An 11,649-nucleotide genomic window follows, 5' to 3' on the forward strand; every position below is an offset into this window, starting at 1 on the left:
GCAGCTGCGGGATGCATGGGTTGCCGGCCAGCGGCCGGCACTACCCCTATCTTCCTTACCAGCTGACGGCCAGCCGCCGCCCCCCCCTTGYGCCCTACCAACCACCGCCCAGCGCGCGATACAGCTCTACGCGTGCAATCGCGGCCGTCGCCTGGCTGTTGGCCAGCGCGGCCTGGTTGTCCAGCGCGATGCGCTGGGTGCTCAACACATCCAGCATGTCGACCACGCCGGCCTGGTACCGCCGACGTGCCGCACCCAGCGCCGTCTCGCTCTCATCCACCGCCACGTGCAGCTGCGCGGCACGCTGCTGTTCGGCGGCATAGCCGTCGATGGCGTCGTCCACTTCATGCCAAGCCTGCAGCACGGTACGGCGGAACTGCAGCGCCGACTGTTGCTGCTGCAGCCTGCTCAACGCCAGGTTGGCCTTCAGGCGTCCGCCCTGGAAGATCGGCAGGCTGATAGACGGCCCGATGCTGAAGCGGTGGGCGTTCCAGCCATCCAGGTCATCCAACTGCTTGGCTTGGAAACCGGCATCGCCATTCAAGGTGATGCGCGGCAGGAAGCTGGCCTTGGCCACGCCGATACCAGCCGTGGCTGCATGCAACGCAGCCTCGGCACGGCGGACATCGGGGCGACGCTCGGCCAGTTCACTGGGCACGCCCACGGCGACGGTCGGCAACGCAGGCCAGTCGCGGCGCGCGCTCTGCAACTGCGCGTCCAACGCCTGTGGCGGCTGCGCCAGCAGGAACGCCAACGCATTGCGCAATTGTGATTCGCGATGCCGCAACGGCGCGATGCGCGCCTGCAACGATGCCACCTGTGCCGCCGCACTGGACACCTGCAACGTGCTGGCCACGCCCTGGCGTTGGCGCGCTTCGGTCAGCCGCTTGATGTCGTGGGCGATGCTGAGGTTGTCCTCGGTAATGGCCAGCAGCTGGCGTGTTGCGCGCAACTGCAGGTAATCGCGCGCGGTCTCCGCCAGCAGCGCGATACGCACCGCGTGTGCATCTTCCTCGGCCATCTGCACGCGTGCGTCGGCGGCTTCCACCTGGCGGCGTACGCGGCCCCACAGATCCAGTTCCCAGCTCATGCCGATGCCGGTCTGGAACAGCCCATAGTCATCACGACCACCATTACCGGACGGATCGTTCAGGCCTACCTCGCTGTTGCGCGCGCGCACGCCGCTGGCGGTGGCACTGACGCTGGGCAGGCGATCGGCAGCGGTGACGCCACGCGCGGCGCGGCTCTGCTGCACGCGGTTGGCGGCCAGCTGCAGGTCGAGATTGGCCTGCAGCACCTGCGTCGCCAATTGCCCCAGCAGCGGGTCATCGAAACCGGACCACCAGCGGGCGTCGTCATCCAGCGCAGCTGACGCCACCGCTTCGCCCTGCCACTGCGTGGGCAGTTCGGCCTGCGGGCGCACGAAGTCCGGGCCCAGCGTGCAGGCGGTCAGCGCCGTGCACAGTGCCGCTGCAGCCAGTACACGTGGGAGTACGCGGATCATGCGCCCTCCCCGCCCTTGCGGTGCTGCTCGCGCTGCGCGCTCTGTACCCGCTGCGAACTCTGCAGATCCACGCTGGCTTCCACCGACATGCCGGCACGCAGCTGGCCCAGCAACGCCTGCCCGGGCTCCAGCACGATCTTCACCGGAATGCGCTGCACTACCTTGGTGAAGTTACCGGTAGCGTTCTCCGGTGCAATCGCGGCGAACGTCACGCCGGTGGCTGGTGCGATGCTGTCGATATGGCCACGCAGCGGCGTGCCGGGGAACACGTCCACCGTCAGCTCAACCTGTTGCCCGGGCTGCATGCGGGTCATCTGCGTTTCCTGGAAGTTGGCGACCACGAAGGCGCGCTGCAGTGGCACGACCGCGGCCACCGGCGTGCCCGGGGTCAGGTAGGCACCGACGCGCACTGCGCGGCGCCCAACCATGCCGTCGATCGGTGCGCGCAGCTCGGTGTGCGACAGATCCAGCTCGGCGCGTGCCTGCGCGGCTTCAGCACGCTGCACCGCTGCCTGCGCGGCCTGCACGCCGGCAGTGAGGATGTCGGTGCGTTGGCGCGCGGTCGACAATGCGGCCTGCCCCTGTTGCAGGTGCGCACTGGCCACGGCCTGCTTCGACTGCGCCTGCTGTGCGTTCTGCACGGTACCGGCACCGTCGCGGGCCAGCTCCCGGTAACGCTGCTGGTCGGCGCTGGCCAGGGTCAGCTCGGAACGGCTGACATCCACACTCGCCCTGGCCTGTTCGATCAGCGAGCCCTGCTGTGCCAGCGCTGCTTGAGCGTTGCTGAGCTGCGCACGCGCATTGGCCAGGTCGGCGCGGGCAGCCAGCAACGCGACCTGGTAGTCACGGTCATCGATGCGGGCCAGCACGTCACCTGCCTTCACCGCTTGGTTGTCCTGCACTTCCACCGCGCTGACGAAGCCAGCGATCTTCGGTGCGACCACGGTGTAGTCGGCGACCACATAGGCGTTGTTGGTGGTCTGGTGGCGGCCATCGCTCAGCAGCAACCAAGCACCACCGGCCAGAAGCAGCACGCCCAGGCCGAGGCCGGCGTTGAGATACGTTCGATTGATTGTCATGAGGGGATTCCTGCGAAGGGGATCAGGCCACGGCACGTGGCGGATGGATGCGGGTGGGCATCCAGGCAATGAGCGGAATGAAGGCCAGCGCGACCAACGCGACCAGCAGGTAGAGATCGGCCGAGGTCAACGCCTGCACCTGCGCATGCAGGCGCGCGCCAAGCTGCGGCCCTTCGGCCAGCCACGGCTGTTCGCCAAGTCGCTCGACCAGCACGGTGGAGTGGAAATGGCGGCGTCCCTGGGCGACCGCTTCAAGCACGCCGCTGGCCAGTACCGCGGCAAAGCCCTTCACCGTGTTGAACCACGCCGAGGCGAAGGGGCCGTCCTGTGGCGCCAAGCCGCCGGTGGCCAGCATCAGCAGCGGCAGCACCGCCATCGGCTGCGCAAACACCTGCAGCAGCTGGACCCACAGGAAGTTGTCGCGTATCCAGCTGACGTCCAGATGTGCGCCCAGCCAGCAGGCCAGCGCCAGCATCGCCAGGCCGGTGGCCTGCACCCAACGGCAATCGATCGCGCGGATGTTCAGCAATGCGGCGACCAACGGCAGCGCGATGACCTGCGGCAATGCCACCCACAGCAGCATCGGCGCAGTCTGCTGCGGCCGATAGCCCTGCACGCTGGCTAGGAAACCGGACGGAATGGAGATCACCGCCAGCAGCACGAACAGCACGCCACCGAGGGTGATCAGCGAATAGCTGAGGTTGCGGTTGGCCAGCAGCTGCAGCTTGAAGAACGGCAGTGGATGGAACCACTCGTTGATGAAGAACAACACCAGCAGACCCGCACCACCACCCAGCATCAGCGTGATCAACGACGAGTCGAACCAGTTCAAGCGCGGGCCCTGCACCAAACCCAGTACCAGCAGCACCAGCGCCGGCAGGCCGAGCATCAGGCCGACGCCGTCGAACTGTGCGAAGCGCTCCAGCCGCAGGGGATCCTGTGGCAGGCCCCAGCCGACCATCGCCATCGCCACCAGGCAATAGGGCACGATCTGCCAGAACGCCCAGTGCCAGCCCACCTGCTCCACCCAGAATGCGGCCAGCGGAGTGCCCATGCTCGGCCCGAAGGTGGCGGTCAGTGCGTAGGCGGCCAGGCCGTACAGCTTGATGCCCGGCGGCAGGAAGCGCAGCGCCACGCTCATCAGCAGCGGCGGYAACGCGCCACCACACAGGCCCTGCAACGCGCGCAGCACCAGGAACGTCTGCAGGTTGGGGGCCAGCGGGCACAGCACGCCCAGCACCATGAACCCGCCGATCATCGCCAACGCAAAACGGCGCAGCGAGAAGGTGGCGGCGCACCATGGTGCGAACGCCATCGCGCTGACCGACATCGCGCTGTACAGCGCCACGATCCAGCTGCCGTCATCGACGCTGAAACCCATCGCACCGCGGATGTCGGCCAGCGCGACCTTGGTGACGTTCTCGTTGAAGCCCGACACCAGCACCGCCAGCAGTACACCGCACAGCCCTACCAGGATGCGCCGGTCGAGCCCGGGTGCAGCGACGGGCCGGGGCGCTGTCGGCGCCGGCAGTACGGCGGCGGGCGTGCTCACTGCCAGCTGCCGATCCGTGCAGTGCACGGCATATGAGGAGTCATTGGATTGCGCTCAGTGAAACTATCGGGAGCGCAGTCTAGAAAGGCCGTTGCCTGCGAAAAATGGCGTGCCCGGCATCGCAGGCGTGCGTACAACGCACGCCCGCCGGCGATCAGTGGCGGGCCGCCTCGACCGAATCGCACATGCCCTTGATCGCCCGCCGCAGCCACTGGTGGGCCGGGTCGTTGTCCATGCGTGGGTGCCAAGCCTGCACCAGCGCTACGGTCCGCACCGGCACCGGCAGCGGGAACATCCGCAGCGGCAGGCCCATGCGGGTGATGCGGTCGAGCATCACGCTTGGCATCTGCGGCAGCACCAGGTCCGAATCGGCGGCAGCAAAGATCGCGCCGTGGAAGGTAGGGATGACCACCGCCACCCGCCGTTGCAGGCCAAGCGCTGCCAGCTCTTCGTCGATCGGGCCATGCGCAAGCCCGCGCCGGGACACGGCGATGTGGTCGCACGCGGCGAAGCGCTCGACACTGATGTCGCCGTCGAACAACGGATGATCCTCGCGTGCCGCGCCCAGCAGCGAGGTGGTGAACAGGTGCTGCACCTTGGTTTCCGGGCTGTGCTTGCCGGCCGTGCTGATGTACAGGTCGATCCGCCCCTGCACCATCGCATCGTCATCGGTATCGCCTTCGGGCACGAAGCGCAGCATGCAGCGCGGTGCCTGCTGGCGGAAGACATCACGCAGGCGGCCGCCATAGCTGCCGATGAACACATCGTTGGCGCGCACGCTGAACGTTCGTTCCAGCGTGGCCATGTCGACCTCGCGGCCCGCATTGAACACGCCGTGTGCCTGCTCGATCACATCGCGCACCTGCTCACGCAGTTCCAGCGCGCGTGGCGTGGGGGCGAGCCCACGGCCGGCGCGCACCAGCACCGGATCACCCAGGGCTACCCGTACCCGGCCCAGGGTACGGCTCATCGCCGGCGCACTGAGGTTCATCCGCCGCGCGGCGGCGGCCACGCTGCATTCGTCGATCAGCACATCCAGTGCCAGCAACAGGTTGAGGTCAGGCAGGGGCATGGCAGTCTCCCGTAAATGCGATGACTCTACTGCAATCCAAACCGACCAGAGTTGCGTCCTGCGCACGCATTGACTGCGGCGCACGGCATGGGTGCGCGCGACGACATGAGCGACCATCACCGCCCTGCAAAGGAGCTTTTCATGTTCAACACCCTGCTGGTCGCGCTTGATGGCGGCCCCCAGCACGACCGCGTGCTGGACCTGGCCACCGCCATGGCTGGCCCCCGCAGCCGCCTGCACCTGCTGTGCGTGCTCGACCCCGAATTCGCACTGGCAGCAGATGCCAGCGATGCCGACCGCCGCGAATATCCCGCCGCCGCCCGGCAGCAGGCGCATGCCGAAGCCGTGCTGGCCGACGCCCTGGCCGAGCTGCGCGAACGCGGCGTGGACGCCATCGCACAGCTGCCCTCCGGCGACCCAGGCGAAGTGATCAGCGCGCAGGCGCGTCGCCTGCAGTGCGATCTGATCGTCATCGGCCATCGCCATCTGTCACGTCTGCAGCGTCTGTTCGAGCCCTCGGTCGGGCAATGGACCATCGACCACGCGCCCTGCCCGGTGCTGGTGGAAACGCGCGATCCGTAGGTATTCCCGGCATGGCCTCGCGTTCCCCTGTATTTCCCACCCGCGTGAGTTATCGCGCTTTCGGCCGTCAGTTCAGTCGCGGCGAACAGGCCCTGCTGGCTGCGCTGCGGCAACTGGGCGACCCTGCGCTGCAGGCCGAGGGCCTGCTGCAACTGGCCGCCCTGGGCCTGGATGCCGAAGGACGCGACGCCTTCCGTGAACTGCTGCCATTGCTGGCCACGCCGCATGCGCCGATCGAGCTGCTGCCGGCCGGGTCGCCGTTCATTTCCGCCAGCGAACTGGACCTGCTGGTCTGTCTGCTGCGCATTGCGCAATGGCGGCACGCACGCCCACGCGAGGACGAGGTGCTGGCGCCGCTGCGTCGCCAACTGGCATGTTGTGCGACGGCGGTGCGCGCCACGCCGTTGACGTTGCGGCAACGGTCGCTGTCACCCGTAGGCCTGCGCCTGCTGGATCCGGCCGGATGGCTGCGCCAGCGCTGATCGGCCGCGCACCTTCCTGCCGCGGCCGTGGCCCAGGCGTGCTCAACAGTCCAGCGTGTCGTGCGCGCCCCCGTGGTCGTCCAGCACGTGCGCGTGCAGGATCACCCGGTTGCGGCCTGCACGCTTGGCCGCGTACAGGCCGGCATCGGCATCGGCCAGCAACTGTTCGGCGCTGGCCAGCGCCGGTGGGTGCAGGTAGCCCACACCCACGCTGATGCTGACCGGACCCTCCGGCAGCGGCAGCGCTTCCACCGCCTCGCGCAGGCGTTCGGCCAGCGCCAGCACACCCGACAGCGGGCTGCCGGGCACGATCACTGCGAACTCCTCACCGCCATAGCGCGCCACACTGTCGGCCGCGCGCCCGGCAGTGGACTGCAGCACCGCAGCCACCGCCTGCAGGCAGCGGTCGCCAGCGGGATGACCGTGCTCGTCGTTGAATGCCTTGAAATGGTCGATGTCCACCAGCAACAGGCCCAGTTCGGTGCCGCTGCGGCGCGCGCGGTTCCATTCGGCCAGCAGCAGCGTATCGAACTCACGGCGATTGGCTACGCCGGTCAGGCCATCCTGCCGCGCCAGCTGATCAAGACCCGCCTGCCGTTCCAGCAGGTCGATCTGCAGCAGGGTGCTGCGCAGGCCGAAGCCCAGCGTCGCCACCACGAAGCCGGTCACCGCCAACGGCCGCGCGTGGTCGACCACCAGGGTGCCGACTACCAGCAGCAGCAAGGGCAGGATGATCGGGCCGCCCGCCTGCACCAATCGCAGCAGGCGCGGATGCAGCACGAAGCCCGGAGCAGGTGCCTGGCGCAGTGCCAGTACCGCCAGCAGCAGGAACGGCAGGTCGATCAACAGATCGTTGTAGGCGCCGAACGACTGTTCGGAGGTGTAGTGATTGATGTAGAACGCCAGCAGCAGATAGCTCAGTGCGTACAGCGCCAGCGCGCGGTAGAAGCTGCGCCGTTCTGGCGCATCGCCGGCGACCCAGCGCACCACCGCGAAGCCGGCGATGCACAGGTTCTGGATGTCGAACATGCGCTGCATGTGGGCCATCGCCTGGTCATCGATGTCGATGCGGTCGGCAAATGACTGGGTATGCACGAAGAACAGGACACCCAGCAGCGCAGCCATCACGCCGTCGATCAGGCTGATCATCCGGCGTTCGCGACGGGCGCGGGCCAGGATGAACACCAGCGGCACGCCGTACAGCACATACAACAGCAGGCTGGCGCGCGGGGTGATGTCGGACCGTCCGGCCCCCAGTGCGTCGGCCATGTTGAAGGCCATGCCACCGGCCCAGAGCAGCAGCGCCATTGCCGTGGCCCGCCAGCCCAGTGCAGCGCGGTCACGCTGGCCACGCCACAGGCAGGCCGCGGCGGCCAGCAGAGGCGCCGCGGTCAGGAACACGAACGATCCCCCACCCGCCGTACCCGGCCAGAACGCCACGACCACGCCATGGCAGATCACGAACATCAGCGCCAGCACAACCAGCATGCATCCCCCATGCGCAAGGCCGTATGGCGGCACGATAGCGCGCCGCCACGCCACAGCGGCGTGATCCGCGTTGGAAAAGACGGATACGCGACAGTGGCAGCCGTCTCGCGAAATGGTTGCCCGGCGACGCTCGCGGGCCAGCCGGGAAGCCGCCCGACAGCCGCGACCTGTAAAATGCGAAAATCCCTCCCCATCCTGGCGAGCGCCTCCGCGCCGGCCACCCCAGATATCCCGTGAAAACCCCCGAAGGACTGCGCGCCCTGATCGACGACGGCGTGATCGATGAAGTGCTACGGCCGCTCAAGAGCGGCAAGGAAGCGGCCGTGTACGTGGTACGCAGCGGCAACGAGGTGCGCTGCGCGAAGGTCTACAAGGACATGGCCCAGCGCAGCTTCCAGCAGCGCGTGCAGTACCAGGAAGGCCGCAAGGTGCGCGGCAGCCGTGAGGCGCGTGCGGTGGGCAAGGCCAGCAAGTACGGCCGCAAGCAGCAGGAAACGGCCTGGAAGAACACCGAGGTGGACTCGCTGTACCTGCTGCGTGATGCCGGCGTGCGCGTGCCCGAGCCATACGGCTACTTCCACGGTGTGCTGGTGATGGAGCTGGTCACCGATGCCGACGGTTTCTCCGCCGCCCGCCTGGGCGAGGTGGAGCTGGAGCCCGAGCAGGCCCGCCAGTTCCACCAGACCCTTGTCCGCCAGGTGGTGCGCATGCTGTGCTGCGGCCTGATCCATGGCGATCTCTCGCCGTACAACGTGCTGGTCGGTCCCGATGGCCCGGTGGTGATCGATTTCCCTCAGGTGGTCAGTGCGGGCGGCAACAACGCCGCGCGCAGCATGCTGCTGCGGGATGTCAACAACCTCACCGCCTACCTGGGCCGTTTCGCGCCCGAACTGCTGGACAGCTGGTATGGCGAGGAAATGTGGGCGCTGTTCGAGGCGGGCAGCCTGCTGCCGGACAGTGAGCTCACCGGCACCTTCGTGCACGATGAATCCACCGTCGACCTGGACAGCGTGCGCCACGCCATCAACGATGCGCGCGAACAAGCCTTGATCCGCCAGCAGGGCCGTGAAGCGGCGGAAGAAGAAGACGACGTGTAAGCGCCACGCCATGCGTGGCGGCTCGACGCTACGGACAAGCCAGAGCAGCCGAGCGTGGGCTCGGCTACAGGGTCAGGCCTTCAGTGCGCGCGCGTGGTGGGCGATGTGCTCGCCGATGAAGCTGGCGATGAAGTAGTAGCTGTGGTCGTAGCCCGGCTGCAGGCGCAGGCTCAGCGGATGGCCGGCCGCTTGGCAGGCCTGCTGCAGGCGCTGAGGCTGCAGCTGGGTCTGCAGGAACTCATCCCCCTCACCCTGGTCGACCAGCAGCGGCAGTCGCTCGCTGGCGTTGGCGATCAGCGCGGTGGCGTCCCACTGCGCCCAGCCGGCCGGGTTGTCACCGAGGTAGGCCGTGAACGCCTTCTGTCCCCACGGCACCTGGCTGGGCGCAACGATCGGCGAGAACGCCGACACGCTGCGGTAGCGTCCCGGGTTGCGCAGCGCGATCACCAGTGCACCGTGCCCCCCCATCGAATGGCCGCTGATCGCGCGTGCGTCGTTCACCGGGAAATTTGCCTCGATCAGCGCCGGCAGTTCCTGCACCACGTAGTCATGCATGCGGTAGTGCTTCGCCCACGGCGCACGGGTAGCGTTGAGATAGAAGCCCGCGCCCTTGCCCAGGTCATAGCCCTCGGCATCGGCCACGTCATCGCCGCGCGGACTGGTATCCGGGGCGACGATGATCACGCCGTGCTCCGCCGCATAGCGCTGCGCACCGGCCTTGGTAATGAAATTCTGCTCGGTGCAGGTCAGTCCGCTCAGCCAATACAGTACCGGCAGCTTCTGGCTGGCGGCCTGCGGCGGCAGGTACACGGCGAACTGCATGTCGCAGCCCAGCGTGGTGGAGTGATGGCGATAGACGTCCTGCCAGCCGCCGGCACAGGCGCGGTGTTCGATGCGTTCCATGATGTTCTCCTGCGCGGTGCGTCAGCGCACGCGTGCTTCTGGTAGATGCCGACCTTGGTCGGCTTATCCACGCACGGCGTGGATGCCTTTGTTTATCAGTTCATCCAGCTGCGCCAGCAGGCGCAGCAACGGTTCGACGCCAGGCTGGCCATCAAGATTGCGATAGGCCGCCACGGCCACATCGCTGCGCGGCGGCCATTGGCCGTCAGCCCGGGCCTCATGCAGACGCGGCAGGAATACCAGCCCCAGCCACTGCTCGAATGGCATGCCATCGTCGCTGCCGAAGGCCGAGGTCACCGCACGCGGTGGCCCCACTTCGCCCACTACCCAGCCCTGGTCAACTTCACGAATCCGGCCGGCATGGTGACCGAGGCGCTGGTCCCGGTGCTCGGCCCCAAGGTGGTGGGTATTTGCGATTCCGCCGGGGGGCTGGTGCAGCGCGCCGCCCGGGCCGCCGGCGTCGTGCTCCCGGAAGGCCGACTCGACGGCGTCGGCTACTACGGGCTCAACCATCTCGGCTGGCTGTACCGGCTGGAGGTCGGCGGCAGGGACGTCCTGCCCGGCCTGCTCGCCGACGCCGGAGCGCTGGCCGGCTTCGAGGAGGGCCGCTTGTTTCCCCAGCCGTTCCTGGCCGGCCTCGGCTGTCTGCCGAACGAATATCTGTACTACTACTACGAGACTGCCCGTGCCCTGGCCGCCATGCGCGCCGCTCCGCAGACCCGCGGCGAGACGATCCACCGGCAGCAGTCCGAGCTTTATCCGAGGCTAGCGGCGGCCGGCCCGGATGCCTACCGGCTGTGGGATGCCGGCCGCCGGTCCCGCGAGGAGGGCTATCTTGCCGAAGCCCGGGCCAGCGGGGAGCGCCGGGACGAGGAGGATCTGGCCGGCGGCGGCTATGAGCGCGTCGCCCTGGCGGTGATGCGCGCACTGGCCGGCGGCGGGGAGGCTGAGCTGGTCCTGAATACTCCCAACGGCGTGCGCGGCCCGTTCGGCCGCGGCGGGGCTGCGGCCCCCGCGATCCCGGGCCTGCCGCTGGACGCCGTCGTCGAGGTCCCCTGCCGGGTAAACGCCGACGGCGTGGCCCCGCTACCACAGGACCGGCCGGCTGAAGGGCAGCTGGCGCTGATGCGCCGGGTCAAGGGAGTGGAACGGCTCGTAGTCCGGGCCGCCGGGGCACCCGGCGCCGACCCAACCAGCGCCGGCGCCGCGAGCGCCGGCCCAAGGAGTACCGGGACCCACCGGGAGGCCGCCCTGGCCGCCTTCGCCCGGCACCCCCTGGTCGGGTCGGACGCCCTCGCGGCCCGGCTGCTGGCCGGTTACGAGGCGGCGTTTCCCAACCTGGCGGCGCTCTGGGCTGCGGACACCTAGAGCTTGCGGTACATCACGTGCAGGCCCACGTAGCCCAGGCTCGGGTGCTCGAAGGCTTCCGGGATGGTCGCGAGGATCTCGAACCCCATGGCCTGCCACGCGGCGACGGCCCGGACGTTGCTTTCCACCACGGCGTTGAACTGCATGGCGCGGAAACCGGCGGCGCGGGCCCCGTCCAGCGAATAGGCGCACAATGCGCGGGCCAGGCCCCGGCCGCTGTGCCCGGCGCGGACCATGTAGCCGGCGTTGGCGACGTGGCTGCCGGCGCCGCCCTGGTTGGCGTGCAGCTCGCCGGTGCCCAGCACGACGCCGTCGAACTCGCCGGTGCCCACCGCGACGAAGGTGCGGCCCGGGGCCGGCTGGAACCATTTGGCGCGGGCCTGGTCCTCGGTGGTGTCCCGGTCCCAGGTGAAGGTCTCTCCCGTCCTGATGACCGGCTCCAGGATCTCCCAAATGGCAGGCCAGTCGCGGCCGGTGGCCTCGCGGATTTCCCACGCTGCCACGGCCTGCGGGGGTTCGGGG

Annotated in this window: 11 protein-coding genes and 1 pseudogene; 4 read left to right on the top strand and 8 right to left on the bottom strand. The window is 68.5% G+C overall.

All coding sequences use genetic code 11. The features are described 5' to 3' along the window. Positions 1–94: 94 nt before the first annotated feature. The 4 genes from AB4Y84_RS03885 to AB4Y84_RS03900 form a co-directional block, all read right to left on the bottom strand. Entirely contained in the window at positions 95–1,504 is a 1,410-nt protein-coding gene (locus AB4Y84_RS03885) for an efflux transporter outer membrane subunit (protein WP_442244381.1), read from the bottom strand. Further along, a complete protein-coding gene (locus AB4Y84_RS03890) occupies positions 1,501–2,583 on the bottom strand; it encodes an HlyD family secretion protein (RefSeq protein WP_442244382.1) in 1,083 nt (360 codons plus the stop codon). Before AB4Y84_RS03890 ends, AB4Y84_RS03885 begins: the two co-directional genes overlap by 4 nt. A gap of 22 nt (positions 2,584–2,605) precedes the next feature. Further along, positions 2,606–4,135: an MFS transporter gene (locus AB4Y84_RS03895; RefSeq protein ID WP_442244383.1), complete on the bottom strand. Its 1,530-nt coding sequence runs from the start codon at positions 4,133–4,135 to the stop codon at positions 2,606–2,608. Between the two features lie 154 nt (positions 4,136–4,289). Further along, positions 4,290–5,207 (bottom strand): LysR family transcriptional regulator, encoded by a 918-nt coding sequence (locus AB4Y84_RS03900; RefSeq protein WP_442244384.1) that lies wholly within the window; start codon positions 5,205–5,207, stop codon positions 4,290–4,292. Between the two features lie 141 nt (positions 5,208–5,348). On the opposite strand from AB4Y84_RS03900, the gene AB4Y84_RS03905 reads away from it, so the two are divergent. Further along, on the top strand, positions 5,349–5,789 hold the full coding sequence (locus tag AB4Y84_RS03905; RefSeq protein ID WP_442244385.1) for a universal stress protein: 441 nt from the start codon (positions 5,349–5,351) through the stop codon (positions 5,787–5,789). Positions 5,790–5,800: 11 nt separating this feature from the next. After that, the gene (locus AB4Y84_RS03910) at positions 5,801–6,271 is read left to right on the top strand and encodes a hypothetical protein (protein WP_353099178.1); all 471 of its coding nucleotides are present in this window, start codon (positions 5,801–5,803) and stop codon (positions 6,269–6,271) included. A gap of 42 nt (positions 6,272–6,313) precedes the next feature. Here AB4Y84_RS03910 and AB4Y84_RS03915 read toward each other — a convergent pair whose 3' ends face one another. Then, on the bottom strand, positions 6,314–7,759 hold the full coding sequence (locus tag AB4Y84_RS03915; protein WP_353099179.1) for a GGDEF domain-containing protein: 1,446 nt from the start codon (positions 7,757–7,759) through the stop codon (positions 6,314–6,316). A gap of 233 nt (positions 7,760–7,992) precedes the next feature. On the opposite strand from AB4Y84_RS03915, the gene AB4Y84_RS03920 reads away from it, so the two are divergent. Continuing rightward, a complete protein-coding gene (locus tag AB4Y84_RS03920) occupies positions 7,993–8,856 on the top strand; it encodes a PA4780 family RIO1-like protein kinase (RefSeq protein WP_442244386.1) in 864 nt (287 codons plus the stop codon). Positions 8,857–8,928: 72 nt separating this feature from the next. Here AB4Y84_RS03920 and fghA read toward each other — a convergent pair whose 3' ends face one another. Both fghA and AB4Y84_RS03930 read right to left on the bottom strand, forming a co-directional pair. After that, entirely contained in the window at positions 8,929–9,759 is an 831-nt protein-coding gene (gene fghA / locus AB4Y84_RS03925; protein WP_442244387.1) for an S-formylglutathione hydrolase, read from the bottom strand. A gap of 63 nt (positions 9,760–9,822) precedes the next feature. Then, positions 9,823–10,092 (bottom strand): annotated as a pseudogene (locus AB4Y84_RS03930) (YqcC family protein); the annotation flags it as partial. Between AB4Y84_RS03930 and AB4Y84_RS03935 the strand changes: the two are divergent. Beyond that, positions 9,979–11,127 carry a family 4 glycosyl hydrolase gene (locus AB4Y84_RS03935; RefSeq protein ID WP_442249794.1) on the top strand — a complete coding sequence of 383 codons (1,149 nt, stop codon included), beginning with the start codon at positions 9,979–9,981 and terminating at the stop codon, positions 11,125–11,127. The pseudogene AB4Y84_RS03930 and the gene AB4Y84_RS03935 overlap by 114 nt on opposite strands. Here AB4Y84_RS03935 and AB4Y84_RS03940 read toward each other — a convergent pair. Beyond that, on the bottom strand, positions 11,124–11,649 hold a 526-nt coding region (locus AB4Y84_RS03940), incomplete at its 5' end, for a GNAT family N-acetyltransferase (protein WP_442249793.1). The two genes, AB4Y84_RS03935 and AB4Y84_RS03940, sit on opposite strands and share 4 nt — an antisense overlap.

It is taken from the genome of Stenotrophomonas sp. 2YAF22 (assembly GCF_052114665.1).
Classification (GTDB): Bacteria; Pseudomonadota; Gammaproteobacteria; order Xanthomonadales; family Xanthomonadaceae; genus Stenotrophomonas; species Stenotrophomonas indicatrix.